General features: G+C 47.3%; 14 protein-coding genes. 6 read left to right on the top strand and 8 right to left on the bottom strand.

Features of this window, described 5'->3' with window-relative positions; all coding sequences use genetic code 11:
* Positions 1-118 precede the first annotated feature (118 nt).
* The 4 genes from spoVAE to PaeBR_RS16755 are packed head-to-tail and all read right to left on the bottom strand — an operon-like array spanning position 119 to position 2,839.
* Positions 119-469: a stage V sporulation protein AE gene (gene spoVAE / locus PaeBR_RS16770; RefSeq protein ID WP_410511681.1), complete on the bottom strand. Its 351-nt coding sequence runs from the start codon at positions 467-469 to the stop codon at positions 119-121.
* Positions 469-1,485, bottom strand: coding sequence for a stage V sporulation protein AD (gene spoVAD, locus PaeBR_RS16765; RefSeq protein ID WP_410511680.1), 1,017 nt, complete (start codon positions 1,483-1,485; stop codon positions 469-471). Before spoVAD ends, spoVAE begins: the two co-directional genes overlap by 1 nt.
* A gap of 1 nt (position 1,486) precedes the next feature.
* Complete coding sequence (gene spoVAC, locus PaeBR_RS16760; protein WP_410511679.1) at positions 1,487-1,966, bottom strand: stage V sporulation protein AC; 480 nt, start codon at positions 1,964-1,966, stop codon at positions 1,487-1,489.
* A 12-nt stretch (positions 1,967-1,978) separates the two neighbouring features.
* Positions 1,979-2,839, bottom strand: a complete 861-nt coding sequence (locus PaeBR_RS16755; protein ID WP_410511678.1) for a DUF421 domain-containing protein — start codon at positions 2,837-2,839, stop codon at positions 1,979-1,981.
* Between the two features lie 219 nt (positions 2,840-3,058).
* On the opposite strand from PaeBR_RS16755, the gene PaeBR_RS16750 reads away from it, so the two are divergent.
* On the top strand, positions 3,059-3,265 hold the full coding sequence (locus tag PaeBR_RS16750; protein ID WP_410511677.1) for a DUF1657 domain-containing protein: 207 nt from the start codon (positions 3,059-3,061) through the stop codon (positions 3,263-3,265).
* Between the two features lie 85 nt (positions 3,266-3,350).
* On the opposite strand, the gene PaeBR_RS16745 is transcribed toward PaeBR_RS16750, so the two are convergent.
* Genes PaeBR_RS16745 through PaeBR_RS16730 form a run of 4 tightly spaced genes read right to left on the bottom strand, consistent with a single transcriptional unit; the run spans position 3,351 to position 7,683 of the window.
* Entirely contained in the window at positions 3,351-3,932 is a 582-nt protein-coding gene (locus PaeBR_RS16745; RefSeq protein ID WP_410511676.1) for a YitT family protein, read from the bottom strand.
* 34 nt (positions 3,933-3,966) lie between these two features.
* Positions 3,967-4,188 carry a helix-turn-helix domain-containing protein gene (locus PaeBR_RS16740; protein ID WP_410511675.1) on the bottom strand — a complete coding sequence of 74 codons (222 nt, stop codon included), beginning with the start codon at positions 4,186-4,188 and terminating at the stop codon, positions 3,967-3,969.
* A 25-nt stretch (positions 4,189-4,213) separates the two neighbouring features.
* Positions 4,214-5,842 carry a response regulator gene (locus PaeBR_RS16735; protein WP_410511674.1) on the bottom strand — a complete coding sequence of 543 codons (1,629 nt, stop codon included), beginning with the start codon at positions 5,840-5,842 and terminating at the stop codon, positions 4,214-4,216.
* A gap of 14 nt (positions 5,843-5,856) precedes the next feature.
* Positions 5,857-7,683 carry a sensor histidine kinase gene (locus tag PaeBR_RS16730; RefSeq protein WP_410511673.1) on the bottom strand — a complete coding sequence of 609 codons (1,827 nt, stop codon included), beginning with the start codon at positions 7,681-7,683 and terminating at the stop codon, positions 5,857-5,859.
* Positions 7,684-7,861: 178 nt separating this feature from the next.
* Here PaeBR_RS16730 and PaeBR_RS16725 point away from each other — a divergent pair, with 178 nt between their 5' ends.
* The 5 genes from PaeBR_RS16725 to PaeBR_RS16705 all read left to right on the top strand — a co-directional run bounded on the left by PaeBR_RS16725 (position 7,862) and on the right by PaeBR_RS16705 (position 15,660).
* Positions 7,862-9,208: an ABC transporter substrate-binding protein gene (locus PaeBR_RS16725; protein WP_410511672.1), complete on the top strand. Its 1,347-nt coding sequence runs from the start codon at positions 7,862-7,864 to the stop codon at positions 9,206-9,208.
* Positions 9,209-9,289: 81 nt separating this feature from the next.
* Complete coding sequence (locus tag PaeBR_RS16720) at positions 9,290-10,168, top strand: carbohydrate ABC transporter permease (RefSeq protein WP_410511671.1); 879 nt, start codon at positions 9,290-9,292, stop codon at positions 10,166-10,168.
* 11 nt (positions 10,169-10,179) lie between these two features.
* A complete protein-coding gene (locus PaeBR_RS16715) occupies positions 10,180-11,001 on the top strand; it encodes a carbohydrate ABC transporter permease (protein ID WP_410511670.1) in 822 nt (273 codons plus the stop codon).
* Positions 11,002-11,006: 5 nt separating this feature from the next.
* Positions 11,007-12,713 (top strand): glycoside hydrolase family 66 protein, encoded by a 1,707-nt coding sequence (locus PaeBR_RS16710; protein ID WP_410511669.1) that lies wholly within the window; start codon positions 11,007-11,009, stop codon positions 12,711-12,713.
* Positions 12,714-12,753: 40 nt separating this feature from the next.
* Positions 12,754-15,660: a glycoside hydrolase family 66 protein gene (locus PaeBR_RS16705; protein WP_410511668.1), complete on the top strand. Its 2,907-nt coding sequence runs from the start codon at positions 12,754-12,756 to the stop codon at positions 15,658-15,660.
* Positions 15,661-16,090 lie beyond the last annotated feature (430 nt).

Below are 16,090 nucleotides of genomic sequence, written 5' to 3'. Positions count from 1 at the left end.
GCATATGTATGATTATAATACGAACATATGATCGTGTATATGCATACTTATTTCCAATCCATCCAAATAAAAAATCCTGCTTTCGCAGGATAATCGTACGGTCGAATTTATGGTGTTATTATCCTTTAGGCTTCACAAACAATGCAGCTAAAAATGAAAAAATAATCGCCGCAGAAATCCCGGCACTGGTTACCTCGAAAATTCCGGTAATAATCCCGATCCAACCGTTGCTCTCTAGTTCCTGAAGCGCACCATGAACGAGCGCGTTGCCAAAGCTCGTAATCGGCACTGAAGCTCCTGCGCCGGCAAATTCAATTAATGGCTCGTACCATCCAAGTCCGTCGACAATCGCCCCGAGCACAACGAGCAAGGTCATCGTGTGGGCCGGTGTGAGTTTAAATACATCGAAACAAATTTGGCCGAAGACACAGATTGCACCGCCAACCAGAAATGCCCATAAAAATATCATCACAAACTCCTCCCGGCTTCTATCGATACGGCATGAGCAATACAGGGGATGCTTTCCCCTTGCTGGAAGGAGATCGGGGAGAGAAGCGCACCCGTGGCAACAACGAGGATTCGTTTCAATTCGCCCTTTCGGATACGTTTCAGCAAATGTCCATAGGTAACAACTGCCGAACACCCACAGCCGCTTGCACCAGCCTGAACCTTTTGAGTTTCATAATCGTAAATCATCATTCCGCAATCGGAATATTCGGTTTGATCAATGGGGAAGTTATGCTTCTTAAACAGTTTACAAGCGATCTCATAACCGATTTTAGCGAGGTCACCGGTTACGATCAAATCGTAATATCCAGGTTCAATTTCCAGGTCGCGAAAATGGGCCTGGATCGTATCCACCGCTGCGGGAGCCATCGCCGCCCCCATATTAAACGGATCTTTAATACCCATGTCGATTACACGGCCAATTGTTGCTGAAGTGACGACGGGCCCATCACCGTCCGTGGAAACTACGGCAGCTCCGGCTCCGGTTACCGTAAATTGGGCGGTTGGCGGTTTTTGCGAGCCATACTCGGTCGGATAGCGGAACTGTTTCTCCACACTGGAATCGTGGCTGCATGTCCCTGCCAACACAAATTTGGCCGAACCGGAATTCACAAGATTAGCCGCTAACGCCAGACTTTCCATCGATGTTGAGCAGGCACCAAATACACCTATGTAAGGGATTGTTAAGGTTCGCGCGGCAAAGCTGCTGCTAATAATCTGATTCATTAAATCGCCGCCGATATAAAACTGGACTTGTTCTTTCGTTAATCCCGCATTTTCAATAGCCAGCTTTGCAGCTTCTTCGATCAATACATTCTCCGCTTTCTCCCAGCTTTCTTCTTGCAGCATGGAGTCTCCGTGGATAATGTCAAAATCATTGGCAAGTGGTCCCCGGCCTTCAAAGGGACCTACAACCGTTGCCGTTGAGCGAATGACCGGTTTATTTTCAAATATCCAGCTCTGGTGACCTTTCAACATATCAGGATCCCCCTCCGCCTTTAATCAGTAGATGCACGATCCCAACGATAAAAGCAGCAACGGTTCCGAATACAATGACCGGTCCAGCCAGTTTAAACATCTTGCCGCCAACGCCTAACACCATGCCCTCACTTTGATGTTCTATCGCCGCTGAGGCCATGGAATTCGCAAATCCGGTCACAGGTACTGCTGAACCCGCACCGGCCCACTGGGCAAATTTATCGTACACCCCTAGACAGGTCAGGATGACGGAAATAAGAATCAAAACCGCCACCGTAGGATCTCCTGCTTTTTTCTCATCAAAGCCGACCCAATGAACGAACATTTCCTGAATTGCTTGTCCGACCAAACAAATAGATCCCCCGGCTATAAACGCACGAAAGAAGTTTTTCAAAAGCGGTCTCGGGGGTTCCACACTATCGGCTAGCTCTTTATATTCCTGCTGCACCGGCGTTAACTTTTTCTTTTTACTATTGGCCATGAACATCCTCCTTTAACGTATCAGTAACGGCTTGACTTCATTAATAACCTTTTCTAAGGCTACCGAGCATTGTTTGTACATCTGCTTCGTTTTTTGTTCTTTCGTCGACAGGCCAAACATTTCAAGATCGGCTTCACATTTTTTCAATGTCGCCAGCAGCGCGGCTTTCTTTTGGGGCTGAGGCACTTTGATCTGATCGTCAAATAAATCAACATATAACTGGCCATAAGAATCGACCTGACCCAGAAATACGTTCTCAATGGCAACGCCCAATTTCTCCAGTTCCGTATTCAGCCATTGCCGGCTTAAACCTATAGTGGCTAGCGGCTCATCCATAATTTCTCCATCCATGATTACAGTTTGAGGCTCTTGCTCTGGAGCGACTTTAATACCCAGATGCTTGGGGGTTAACGGCTGGTTCTCTTTGGTTAACAGAACATTGACGTTGCCGCTTGGCTCTATGAGGGCAAATTCGACGTCGGCCACTCTAAACACATCTTTTGTCCGCAGCTGCTCCATCAGCTCGTCCGTGGTCAGCCTTTCCTTCTTTAAATTATCCTCCAATATCTTGCCATCCTTAATGAGCACTGTTGCATTACTGTCCAGGATGTTCCTTGCGGTTTTGCTTTTGAGCTGCAAGAATTCCATCCCCAGGGAAACACCTACCCAAACTATCATCGAAACGAGGCCTAGATACCATGTGGATTGCAAATCTAACGATACATAGGCGGTAAGACTGCCAATTGTGATGCCAGTGATGTACTCAAACATAGAAAGCTGGGATACCTGCCTTTTTCCCAAAAGCTTCGTCATCACAAAAAGAACCGCAACAGCTAACAACGTGCGTAAGGCAACTTCTATCCATTCCGGCATGACTGCTTCCTTCCTTCTTTCTGAGTTCCATTAATCGACAAATATAAAGATGCCCTGTTTCCATAATATTCATGCATCGCCAAGCGGGAATTTCCTGTGTATAAGTTTTAGTTTTATGTTATTGAAGGCTTAAGTGCATGTTTTAGGCGGTATACGGAAACATTATATTTCGGTATTGAGAGTAAGCAAACCTATCCCCTTTTAAAGGAGGTGCACCCTGTGACAGTAGCTTCTCAAGTCAAAACCTGCGTAGCTTCTTTGAAAAGCGCCCAAGCAAGTATGGAACAATTTGCTTTGGAAACACAAAATCAAGAAGCTAAAACACTCTTTACGAATGCAGCCCAGCAAACCCAACAAATCCTTCAGCAAGTGGAGAGTCGCGTACAGCAGTTAGAGAATGAAGAACCCCAATATAAGGGTTTTTAAGAATCAAAATAGCCAGGCAACAGAAAAAACATCAAACCCTACATTAACAGTAGGATTTGATGTTTTTTATCCGGGTAATTTCATCTCAGGTTTCGAGGGTGCACAGGCCTGTTGCCACTCCGCCGGAGGCAATGGTGAGGATCGAATGCAGGAAAGTTTCCTTTGAAATCAGTAAACCCCCGGCGCTAATAATGATGGCGTCCGTCAAAAAAATGAGAACCCCGACATTGACAGGAATGTACCTCTTTATAAATTGAGCGAGAAGATCTGTTCCTCCTGTACTGGCTTTGAAGCGCAGCATGATCCCCAGACCGCTTCCCAGCAGAAAGCCGCCAATAATGGCGCTGGAGATGGAACCGAGCTCGAAATAATACAAAAAATAGTACTGCAACGGCCCCAGAAGTTCGATTAAAAACGACGAACATAACAAACCCAGCACGCTGTTGTACATGATATCCCGGTCCTTCAACCAGGCTAACAGGAACACCGGAATGCTGCAGAGAAGGATCATCAGACCGATTTTGGCACCGGACAAATAATTGATGATAAGGGCAATCCCGATGATCCCCCCATCCAGAATCTTGTAAGGGACAAGATAAAAATTGGTCCCTGCCGCAATCAGTAAACTCCCCACAAAAATAACAGCGTATTTAGGCCATGCTCGCATATTCAACATCTCCACATTAAGGCATGTCTTATAATTATGCGGACCCTCGGAAAAAATTGCCCTTTACCAAAACTTCTGGAGACCGTTTGCGGAAGCGCAGCGGAGAAATTCCGATTTTATGGGCAAAACGCCGGGAGAAGTAGGGGGTACTTTCAAAACCGTTTCGTTCTGCGATTTCAGCTATGGAAATCTCCGTCTTGAGCAGGAGCAGCAGGGCGTGACCGGCCGGTGAATCTATGATTGAGGGGCGGCCCATGGCCGCCCTTTTTACATGCTGATGCCTACACTTGTTTGCTGTCGTAAGCAAGGTGCTTTTCCTGATACTCGCCCGGAGGGGTATTATAAAATTGCTTAAACACATGTGAAAAATGCTTTACGCTGACATAACCGACTCTTTCCGAGACATCGTACACTTTAACGGGAGGATGCACCTTCAGCAGCTTTGCGGCCTGCTCCATCCGTACACGGGTCAAAAATTTAATATATGATTCCTGCATACTTTTGTGAAAAATATTGCTCAAATAGCCCGGGGTAATCCCCATCTTTTCGGCGAGCAGGGCCAAGCTTAACGGCTCCGCGTAATGGGAATAGATATAAGCCTTGACTCTGCTGACGATGTCCTGCTCATTTTCCGGTACAGGTTCCTCCCGGCCGCCTTTGGTCAAGCAATCGAACAGTTCCCGAAACAGGGCCATTATGGCCTCGGTGGAAGACTCGGGGGGATTCCGGTATGCCAGCTGGAGATGATGATAGGCGTTATTCAGAAATTCACTCTTGCGTTCCAACGATCCATTCGAAAGCTTACGGACCAGATAGAAGCCGAACTTCATAACATGAAGGGCGCTGAGATCCCGAATATTTTCAAAATAGTGCTTAACCGCCATCAAAAAGGCAACCTCATTCTGATCCAGAATGGCAAATTGGATGGAGGTGAACGTCTGATCGAGAATGGCAAGGCGCTGAAGCTGGATCTCCTCATTACAGTGCCGGAAGAGGGCGGGCTCCTCCGAGAAAAGGCGATGGTTAAGATTCCGGGTTGCTTTGGCATGAGAGCCTTGCAGATGAAACAGCTCGGATTCAAAGGTTCCCAGAGCACCGGAGACGGTAATCCCTGTACTCGAAAGCATGGCCGAGGAGACTTTGTCATAGAGTGAACGGCATTTAAGCTCAATATGGTTTTTGTCTTCGCCCGTGACCAGGACGCAGGTGTTCTGGTCTTCATCCAGGAATACAAATTCCGATTCGTTCTCCTGGGACAGCTCATCCACCATCTGATTCAGGATAAAACGGAAGATAGGGATGTCGCTGTAAGGTATTCCTTTCCTGGCAAGCTTGTCTTCATCCAGATCAAGCACCATAATGAGGCCCTCGGTTTCGATCAGCTGCACTTTCAGACGAAAGACCAGCGGATAAAGCGCCTTGATTTCTACGCTGTTCTCGCTAACCAGGGACTTCAGGAATTGTTTGACCACCTGGGCCTGGCTTTCTTTAGAGACCTTACCCATCGCCAGAAAAGCGAGCTCCTCATGAAATTTGCGGTCCAATTGGGCGGTCACCTGTGTCAAGGCCTCGACCAATTCATCGAAGATCACTGGCTTCAGCAAATAGCTTTGCACCCCAAAGCGAATGGCTTCCTGGGCAAGAGAGAATTCATCAAAGCCGGACAAGATCAGGATAATGGGAGGATTCTTCGCTTGGGACAGGCGTCTGCACAGTTCCAGACCGTCAACGACAGGCATTTTAATATCGGTAATGACTAGATGAACCCGTATTTCCTGAAGCATTTCCCAGGCCTCCTGCCCGTCCATAGCCTCCCCCGCAACCTCCCAATCCGGATGATTTGAAGTGATATGCAATTTCAAATATTCGCGGACCAGCGGTTCGTCATCAACGATCAGTACTTTATACATCCTTCTCGCTCCTCTCAAAGTCCGGTTCCGGGTAAATGAATATATACGGTGGTTCCTTGCCCTTGAATACTGTCTACCTTAATCCCAAACTCCGGGCCATATTTTAATTTAATCCGTTTATTCACGTTAAGCAGACCGATGCCGGTTCCTGTGAGATTGTTGCCCGACTCCTGCTCTCTGCTGATCTGGTTCTCCAAATCGTTCTGTTCCAGCTTATCCCGGAGCTTCTGCAAGGTTTCCATATTCATCCCCAGGCCGCTATCCCGGATGGTAATCAGAACCTCATTGCGGGCTGTATTCTCTGCAGAAATAAGAATGTTTGTTTTTTCCCGCTTGGCTTCGCAGCCGTGAATGACCGCGTTCTCGACGATTGGCTGAATCAGCAGCGCGGGTATGGACATCCTCTGCAAGGCAGGATCGATGTTCAGGTCGAACTCCAGTCTGCCTTCGTAGCGGCTGCTTTGAATGCTCAAGTAAGCTTTAAGAAGCTCGATTTCCTTCTGGAGCGGGATGTCTTTGTCCATGAGGGTCATGCTTCTCAGCATACTGCTCAATTTGTGCAGATGGTCGATGGCTTTATCCTGCTTGCCTGTCTGCATCTGCATGGAGATCATATTCAGCGTATTGAACAGAAAATGGGGCCGGATCTGATTGTACAGGGCCTGTACCTGGGCTTCTTTCTGCAGCAGCTCCGTTTCGTATACTTGCTTGACCAGCTGTGTATTTTCATCCAGCATTTCGTTAACTCTCGAGACAAGACCATTAAAGGAGGTGCCGAGATATCCCATCTCATCGTTTCTGTGTGCCGGAAAAGAGACCGACAGATTCCCTTGCTCGAACTCTTTCATTAATTTCACGATATTCAGCAGAGGAGACAGAAAACGGCGGATAAAGAAATACATCAGGATAAAAGCGAGCAGAGAACAGGCCAGCGCAATAATATAACCGAAGTTTCTCGTTTCCGCAGCCTTTTGATTCAATACTTTAATAGAACTGACGGCCACAATCGTCCAATTGGAACGCGGGAGAACGGTCGAATTGAGCTGATAAGAGGTTCCGTCTTCTTTAATCGTTACGGTTTGTTTACCGCTTGCTTTTACTTTATCGAAGAAAAACTCGGCGTTTAACCGGCTGGTGCTTCTGTAAATTACATTGTGATTTTCATCTACAATAAATAATCCTCCGTCCGGTCCCATGTCCACTTTACTGCAAATGTCAGCAATTCCGTTATAGTTGGCATCCACCTTAATGACCCCTAATTTTTGCTGCGTATCCCGCGTGCTCCGAAGCTGTTTCACGATGGAGAAGACTTTGGGGCCTTCATTTTTGACCATTTGCTGCGTATGTGTAGGCACGAAGATGGAATCCTGCGTAGTCATCGCCTTCTTATACCAATCGAATTCCTGGAAACGGCTGTCGTAATCGACACCTATAGGCATGCGTCCGACCGTATAAATTTCATCCGTCAAAATAAACACCCGATTGATATCCTTCCGCGGATAGATCATCATCTCTTCCAGATAACTGTCGATATAGCGGCGTTTTTTGAGCTGGGCCAATGGGGAGCTTTGTGTATCCTCTTCCAGAGTCTGCATGACACCGTCATTCATATAGGGCGATAGAGTGAGACGAAACAGGTCGTCCAGGTACGTGTCGAGATTATAGGAAACCTGGGCGATAATTTGCTGCACCTGGTCAGAAGACTGCTTTTCAAAATCCATGGTATATTTCGAATAAGATAGAATGGAATTCAGATAGACCGATCCCAGAATAAACAGAACTGAAAAGAAGAGAAGCTTTTTCTTGATGCTCCAGTAGCGGTAGCTTTTCCATTTATACATATCTATTCCCCCCAAATCCAGTGTATAGGTTTCGGGAAGCGTCTACAATTTGTTTTTCGTTAATCTGCAAAAATCGTACCCTTGTGTAAAAATACGGTGTTTTGCATCCGGGCATTCGGTCTTATGATGAGATTGTAACGAAGAACACTACGAGGGGCCAAAAAGGGAGGATTCACTTATGAAAAGAAAGAAACTCGGTTTGCTGCTCAGCAGCGTAATGATGTTCGGCTTGCTGGCCGGATGCGGTGGCAATAACGCAGAATCATCGAACACGAACACGAAGACGAACAATTCCGGTACGACGCAGGAAGCCAGCCAGGCTCCAAAAGAAACGGTGAAGCTGAAGTTTTTCACCGGAAAAGTGGAAACGGTTGATTTAATGAACACCTTGATTCAAAAGTTCAATTCGGAGAACCCGGGGATCGAGGTTGAACAGGAGTATCAAAAGGACGCAAGCAATGTCATTAAAGTAAAGTTCGCTTCCGGCGATATTCCCGACATTACGACAGTGGTTGAGCAGGATTACATCGATCAGGGCAAATACCTGGATCTTTCGGGTGAAGCGTTCTGGTCCAGAGTGCTTCCGGCCATCAAAGAGCTCTCGACTGATGTGAAGACAGGCAAGCAGTACCGGGTAGCGACGAACGTCACAATGGCGGGTATATTTTACAACAAAAAACTATTTACTGAGCTGGGTTTGAAAGAAGCCTTAACCTGGGATGAATTTAAAAGTAATTTGCAGGTCATCAAGGACAAGAAGCCGGACGTCACTCCGATGTTTATTGCCGGAAGAGAGTCATGGACGCTTGGACACTTGATCGAATTCCTTCCTCACGGAATCATTAAGCAAACTCTTGGAGTGAACGGCTCCCGTGAAGCCTTCATTAACAATGAATCCGATAAATTGAAGTTCGACCAGGAAAACGGCCCTATTGATACTTTCGCCAAGCGGCTGCTGGAGCTGAATGACGGCGGTCTGATCAACAAAGATGCTTTGACGGCGACGTATGACAACCAGAAGGAAGCTTTTGCTACAGGGAAAGCAGGGATGATCAGCCAAGGCATGTGGGTACTGGGAGATCTGCTCAAGATCAACCCTGACTTCCAGAATGATATCGGGTTCAGCCCGTACCCGTCCATCCAGGATGGAACGAAGCCTGTCGTCCTTTCTGCTGACGATTCCAGATATGCGATTACTTCCGAGTCCAAGTATCCGGAGGAAGCCAAGAAATTCCTTGATTTCTTATTGCAGCCGGAAAATCTTAAAACCTACAGCGAGTTCCTGAAGTCGCCTCCAGCATTTACAGATGTGACAGCAGACTGGGGACCGCTTAAAGACCAGGCCAATCAGGCGCTTCAAACAGGGGTAAACATTCCATTCACGGATACACCATCGGGCTTCTCCGGTGATGACGCCGGCAGAATGGTGCAGGAACTGCTCGCAGGCCAATACTCCAATTCTCTGGATTTTGCCAAAGCCTATAAAGACGCTTGGGATAAGGCCTGGAAAGCAACCCACAAATAAAGAGACTTGAATGCCGGGACCCGGCCGAAGTGAAGACGGAGGACACAGCCGGGTCACGGTACTGGATTGGAGAGAGATGACATGGTTGTAATTCGTAAGTTATGGAATAACCTGCATTATTTTATGGCATTGCCGGCTATTCTGTTGTTCGGACTGTTTTTTATCTATCCGCTAATGCAGGGGATCGGGATCAGCCTGACGGATTCCAATGGCATATCGGCTCCGAGTTTTATCGGCCTGCAGAATTTTGTCGACTTTTTCCATGATGCCCGGGCGAAAAGAGATGTCTATAATACGGTTTTCTTTGCAATCGGAAGCGCCCCCCTTCTTAATATATTCGGCTTCTTATACGCGCTGATTCTGGATCGCCCCTTTAAGGGAAAAGGCTTTGTGCGGGCAGTCGTGTATTTGCCGGCGGTCATTAGCCCGTTAATTATGGGGTATATCTGGTATTTCATTCTTCAGCCCGATCGAGGATTTCTCGACCATTTGCTGGCCAGCCTGCACCTTGGGTCAAGCGGCGATTGGCTGGGCAATGCGAATTCGGCGCTGATGGTATTGGTATTCATCAATGTCTGGCAGTTTGTAGGAATGACGATGATTATTTATTTGGCAGGCTTGCAATCCATCCCAAAAGAGCTGTATGAAGCCTCTGAAATCGACGGGGCTGGGTATGCGAAATCGCTCTGGTACATTACGATTCCGATGGTCGTGCAGTCGATCAAAATCAATGTGGTCACCAATATCATCGGGTCACTGTCCGTCTTTGAAGTCATTATTGCACTGACTGACGGCGGGCCGGGCTACAGCACGGAATCACTTAGTATTTATATTCTCCGCATGCTGTATGGAAGCTTTACCGGGTATTCGACGGCAGTAGCGATGGTTCTGTTTGCAATGATTATTATTCCTGTGTTCATTTTTATGAGATATATCAATAAGAAAGAGTTCGAAATGTGAGGGCCGCCGATATGAATAATACTAGAAGAATAGGTAAATATGCGCTGGTAACAGGCATGTCGCTGCTGTCCTTAATTCCCTTTTATATCTTGCTGTACCTGGCGCTGAATAAGCCCTCCCGCACCTTGTTTAATGGATTGTCACTGCTGCCCGATTTTGACTTTTCCAATTTCTCGGAAGCGTGGGAAACGTCAAAGATGGGGCTCGCTACACTTAACTCTCTGATTATTACCATGGGAGGCGCAGTTCTCATTATTCTCGTGGCAAGCTCCGCGGGTTATGCCATCGTAAGGTACAGCAACAAATTTCATCAGTCCGTCTTTAATGTGCTGCTGATCTGCATGATGATTCCGGCGATCATTATTACAGTACCTCTTTATACGCTTATGAAATCAATCGGCGGTATCAATACCCATTGGGCCATGGTTTTATTGATGGCATCCAACGGCATTCCGTTTTCCATATTCCTGTATGCCGGCTTCATTAAAGTGCTTCCCCGGGAAATTGAAGAATCCGCAATAATAGACGGATGTACGCCGTTTACGGCTTTTTGGAGAGTTACGTTTCATTTTCTCCGTCCGGTAACGGCTGCGGTCGTTATTCTGCAAGGGCTGGCGATATGGAACAATTACGGCCAAGCTGTGTTTTTCCTGCAAAATCAATCCATGAGAACGATTCCGCTTGCCGTCTCCATGTTCTTTCAACAATACGGTGCGCAGTGGAATCTGATGGCGGCTGCCGCTGTCATAGGTCTTGGACCTGCTGTCATTGCATTTCTGGTTTTTCAAAAATATTTCGTTAAAGGAATAACTGCCGGCGCAGTTAAAGGGTGAACAGAATGGTTCCGAAGATTAAGGATGCTTATCCGAATAAGGCTCAGTATGTTACCGGTGAACCGGTACGCATTGAGGTTGAACTGAACAATCCGCTGCAGCATGAAGTTCGGGTTCTCCTGACAACTGAGCTTATGAATATGAATCGCGTGCTGGAAAAACAGTCCCAGGAAGTGGTGATCGATCGTAATGCCACTTTGATTCACAGGATGGAGTTTGGCCCGCTTCATGAAGCTTTTCAGGGATACGGTGTGGATTTGCTTCTTACTACGCAGGCTGGAGCGGAGCCCGAACACTTCTCAACGGCTTTTGATGTAGTTTCGAACTGGAGGCAATCCCCCAGATACGGTTTTTTAAGTGATTTTCATTCACGTGAGGAGGGGGACGCCAAGGACGTGGCGAACCTCAATAAACTGCATATCAATCTGGTTCAGTTCTACGACTGGATGTACCGGCATGATGATCTGGTCCCTCCCGAAGATGTGTTTACGGATCTGATGGGCAGAGAACTCAGCCTGAAGGTGGTTAAGGAGAAAATCGCTCTGTGCCACACCTACGGAATGAAGACCATGGCTTATGGTGCGATTTATGCCTCAAGCAAGGCGTTTTATGAGCAGCATCCGGAGTGGGCGCTGTATTACAGCAACGGAAAAGTTATTGATTTCATTAATATTTTTTCCATCATGAACATTAGCGAGGAATCGCCCTGGCATCAGCACATTATTGGAGAATACAAAAAGACGATCGAGCTGGTCGATTTCGACGGTATCCATATGGATACCTATGGCTATCCGAAGACTGGAATTTCAAGACTCGGCGGCGTGGAAAAGGTAGAGCGTCTGGAGGAGCAATTCCCGGTTCTGATCGAGAATACCCGCAAGGAGCTGAGCCGGAGCAAAGAGGATGTTGGCCTGATCTTCAATAATGTAGGCAACTGGCCTGTAAATACGGTGGGAGCGGCAGCTCAGGATGCTGTGTACATCGAGGTATGGAATCCTTACGAAAGATATCACCACATTCAGCAAATTATTGCCTGGGCTAAACAATTCGGTCATGGCAAGCCCGTTATTCTTGCTGCCTACTTGAAGCCCTTCCGGCTGGAATCCCCGGAAAACATTGACAAGGCAAATGCCGCTGCGCTGCTGCTGTCAGCGGTGATTTTCTCGCATGGTGCCTATCATCTTCTGCTAGGGGAGAACAACGGGGTGCTTACCCAGGGGTATTACGTGGATTATTCTGTGGCAAGCGAGGCCTTTATGCGTGAAATCCGGAATTATTACGACTTTATGGTCCGTTACGTTCACGTGCTTCATGATCCGTCCTTGCGCGACGTCTCCATGACTCATGTTGAGGGAGATAATCTGGAATATGTATTCAGCGGTGCGTCTTATTCCACGTATGGGGAACCGGACAAGGTATGGACCATTGTCAGGGAGAACGAAAAGTATAAGCTGATTAACTTTGTCAATCTTTCGAATAATGCCGAAGATTACTGGAATGAAGGCAAGAACCGGCCGACGGTGGTGGAGAACTTGACTGTGCATATACAGGTCAATGAGAAGATCCGTTCCGTATTTACGGCAAGCCCCGATATCGACATGGGCAGACCCCGGGATTTGGAATATTCCCTGGAAGAAGGGGAGCGGGGATATACGCTTTCCGTCACGGTACCAACCGTGTATCAATGGAGCATGCTGGTTATAGAGCATTAAACGTATCAAAGAACACTCCCAAATTGAAAGGAGTAATGGCATGTCTCGTGTAAAAATGAAATCTGGTTTAGCGATGATGCTGGCGTTAATGCTGATTTTATCCTATTTCCCGCATAACACCGCTCTTGCCGCTTCCAACGGAATGATCAAGCGAGTCTACACCGATAAAGCGCGGTATACGGCAGGCAGTACCGCAACGATTTCGGTAGAAATGAAGAATGATACCGGCTCCGCGTTTAGCGGGAATGTAAATTTGAACATAACCCAGCTGGAAACACAGACGTATTCAACAAGCAAAGCTGTGAACTTGGCGGTAAACGCTTCCACAACCGTCACATTCAACTGGACGGTGCCAGGCGAGGATTTTAAGGGCTACATGGTGAAGGTTACCGCCGGCGGTTCTACGGGAATGACTGCCATTGATGTATCCAGCACCTGGACTAAATATCCGCGCTATGGATTTATGACGGAATATACTCCAGGCGAATCCGCCGCTGCTACGGATGCCCGGGTGAAACAGACCGTCCAGGATTATCATACGAATGCGTTCCAGCTTTATGACTGGATGTGGCGGCATGAGAACTACCTGAAACGGACGAATGGGGTTGTGGACAGTACATGGAATGATTGGAGCGGGAAACTCACCATGTCCTGGGCTACCATCCAGAATATGATTTCTTCCATTCATAATTACAATGGAGCGGCGATGCCTTACACGATGACGTATGCGGCGCTTCAGGATTATCAGAATATTTCCGGCGTAAGCCCGACCTGGGGAATGTATAACGATTCCAACCATCAGTCGCAGCTGGGATTCGATTTTGTCGATAACAATCCGAATACTGACATGTGGCTGTTCAATCCGGCCAACACGGATTGGCAGAATCATATCTTCGGGCAGTATCGGGACATGATAAATACCGCACAATTTGACGGGATTCATCTGGATCAAATGGGAGAGCGCCCGGACCCTTATGACTATAACGGAAACAAGATTGATTTGGATAACAGCTTCTCCGGATTCGTCAACAATTTGCGGACCAATCTGAACAGCAACGGATTATCCAATAAGGCAGTCACTTTCAATAATGTGGACGGAGCTTCGAATGGCTGGGCTTTTAATGATGTAACCAAAAATGCGAATACCGATTTCAGTTACGCTGAAATTTGGGGAGCCGCGCCGAATTATATTGATCTGAAGGACCTTGTGAATACGGCGAAGAAGAACAATGGCCAAAAGGCAATGGTTCTGGCAGCTTACATGAATTACGAAGAAAATACAGGAACACGGTATGAAGCCGAATCGGCCGCTCTGAACGGCGTTACAGTCAACACCAATCACCCGGGTTATACGGGCAGTGGATTTGTGGAAGGGTTTGGGGATGCAGGCGATTATGTGCAATTTACGATCAACGTTCCCGAGTCGGGACATTATGCTTTGGTCTTCAATTATGCCAACGATACGGGAACCAACAATTCCAGAAGCTTGTATGTGGACGGCAGCTTCGTGAAGCAGCTGAAGTATTTCCTGGATCAAGAAAACTGGGATACCTGGAAATTCGATGAGTACGCCGAAGTGGATTTGCAGCCGGGCACGCATACCGTCAAACTGCAAATGGATTCAAGCGATACCGGATTCCTTAATCTGGACAGCTTGACTTTGGGAACGCTGGATGAACCGTCTGTGCGTCTTACTGAAGCGGCCCTCGCAGCCAGCGGTGCATTCCATATCGAAATGGGCGAAGGTGATCAGATGCTGGGACATCCCTATTTCCCTAACCGCAGCAAGCAAATGCGCAGCGGCTTAAAGGAAGCGACAAAGGATTACTATAACTTCATTACCGGTTATGAGAATCTGCTGTACGATGCGGATGTATTCAATAGTGATTCCGGCAACCAATTTGTTGAGATCGCCGGTCAAAGCGTCAGCGGCCAGGGTGAGGCGGACAAAATCTGGCAGATGGTCAAACGCAGCAACAATTACGATATTGTTCACCTCATCAATCTAAAAAATAACGATACAAACTGGAGAAATTCCGCGAGTACTCCGAGCACCTTGACCAATCTGTCCACAAAGGTATATGTGGGTAACGACGAGAACATTTCGGGTGTATATCTGGCCTCGCCGGATATTAATATGGGGGAGACACAGTCGCTTGCCTATACGACCGGAACAGACAGCAAGGGTAAATATATCTCTTTCACTCTGCCATCCCTGCAGTACTGGGATATGATCTATATGAAGCGAGGATTTGCTACACCGGCCAATGATATTTATGAAGCAGAAAATGCGATCAAGGTAAATGTCGGAGTGGGTACGAATCATGCCGGATACACCGGCACAGGCTTTGTGGATTCGTTTGCCGACGTTAACGACGGCGTTACGTTCCCTGTTAATGCGACCAGCAGCGAGGATTATGCGCTCCGATTCCGTTACGCCAATGGAGGCACCGATGCATCGCGGGATGTTTTTGTGGATGGTGTGTTTGCAGGGACCATAACTTTCAAGGCTACTGGCAGCTGGGATACATGGGGGACAGGCGAACTTACTGTGTCGATGAGACAAGGAATTCATACCGTGACCTTATGGGACCGCATCAGCAATACTGGCGCTATCAATCTGGATCATCTGGATTTGGATAAAACCTATGTCTGGCAGTTTGACCGGAAAATCACTTCGGTTCCCGCCGGCAAACGGATTACATTCCGTACCGGAGCCTCGGGTTGGCTGCATGTGGGAACGAACAACTGGCAAAATGTCCAGGACCCTCAAATGATGCCCAATGGCACCGGAGACCAGGATCATGACTACGAAATATCCGCAGGGCCCTTCGCGGCGGGAACAACCGTAGATTTCACTTACCTGTGGGACGATAACAATAATGGTGTGCGTGAGACCAGCATCGACCGTTGGGAAGGTACGGACTTCCATATTACTGTAAATTAATTGAACGTGGCTTGATGGAGTGCGGCATAGGGACGTTAAAACTATGCCGCACTCTTATGTATACAGAGACAGGACAGGGGGAAGGCAGCGAATGCCTCGTAATCGGAGTAATGCCGACAAAGCGGATACTATTGGGATGGTACCCAGTATGCAGAAAGAAACAGCCTAACAGCTTGGCATGACCCCTACCCTGTTAATGGAGCACCCATTTATTTATAGATATTTATACTATTCAAAAAGGTGTTCCATCTGCTCTTTTACTTGACATAAAACAAATAGCTGGCAAGGAAACATAGCGTGAAGAGAGACAAAGGGAACTTTTTGACGCTGCGGCTATGGGCTGGCATTTAAGAATGCTAACGCAGGGGACAAGTAGTTTAAGAAAATATACATCGCCCCACACACTCTATTAACAATCAGGTGTTAAATT

Source organism: Paenibacillus sp. BR2-3 (assembly GCF_046529485.1).
Lineage (GTDB): Bacteria > Bacillota > Bacilli > Paenibacillales > Paenibacillaceae > Paenibacillus_AQ.
Note: the sequence above shows the minus strand (reverse complement) of the source record. Positions and strands in the feature narration are given on the sequence as shown.

What these genes read in the sequence shown, in the direction of transcription:
- spoVAE (WP_410511681.1), bottom strand. Translation starts at nt 469, where the DNA reads ATGATATTTTTATGGGCATTTCTGGTTGGCGGTGCAATCTGTGTCTTC.
- PaeBR_RS16735 (WP_410511674.1), bottom strand. Translation starts at nt 5,842, where the DNA reads ATGTATAAAGTACTGATCGTTGATGACGAACCGCTGGTCCGCGAATAT.
- PaeBR_RS16705 (WP_410511668.1), top strand. Translation starts at nt 12,754, where the DNA reads ATGTCTCGTGTAAAAATGAAATCTGGTTTAGCGATGATGCTGGCGTTA.
- PaeBR_RS16715 (WP_410511670.1), top strand. Translation starts at nt 10,180, where the DNA reads ATGAATAATACTAGAAGAATAGGTAAATATGCGCTGGTAACAGGCATG.
- spoVAD (WP_410511680.1), bottom strand. Translation starts at nt 1,485, where the DNA reads ATGTTGAAAGGTCACCAGAGCTGGATATTTGAAAATAAACCGGTCATT.
- PaeBR_RS16730 (WP_410511673.1), bottom strand. Translation starts at nt 7,683, where the DNA reads ATGTATAAATGGAAAAGCTACCGCTACTGGAGCATCAAGAAAAAGCTT.
- PaeBR_RS16725 (WP_410511672.1), top strand. Translation starts at nt 7,862, where the DNA reads ATGAAAAGAAAGAAACTCGGTTTGCTGCTCAGCAGCGTAATGATGTTC.
- PaeBR_RS16745 (WP_410511676.1), bottom strand. Translation starts at nt 3,932, where the DNA reads ATGCGAGCATGGCCTAAATACGCTGTTATTTTTGTGGGGAGTTTACTG.
- PaeBR_RS16740 (WP_410511675.1), bottom strand. Translation starts at nt 4,188, where the DNA reads ATGGGCCGCCCCTCAATCATAGATTCACCGGCCGGTCACGCCCTGCTG.
- spoVAC (WP_410511679.1), bottom strand. Translation starts at nt 1,966, where the DNA reads ATGGCCAATAGTAAAAAGAAAAAGTTAACGCCGGTGCAGCAGGAATAT.
- PaeBR_RS16755 (WP_410511678.1), bottom strand. Translation starts at nt 2,839, where the DNA reads ATGCCGGAATGGATAGAAGTTGCCTTACGCACGTTGTTAGCTGTTGCG.
- PaeBR_RS16710 (WP_410511669.1), top strand. Translation starts at nt 11,007, where the DNA reads ATGGTTCCGAAGATTAAGGATGCTTATCCGAATAAGGCTCAGTATGTT.
- PaeBR_RS16720 (WP_410511671.1), top strand. Translation starts at nt 9,290, where the DNA reads ATGGTTGTAATTCGTAAGTTATGGAATAACCTGCATTATTTTATGGCA.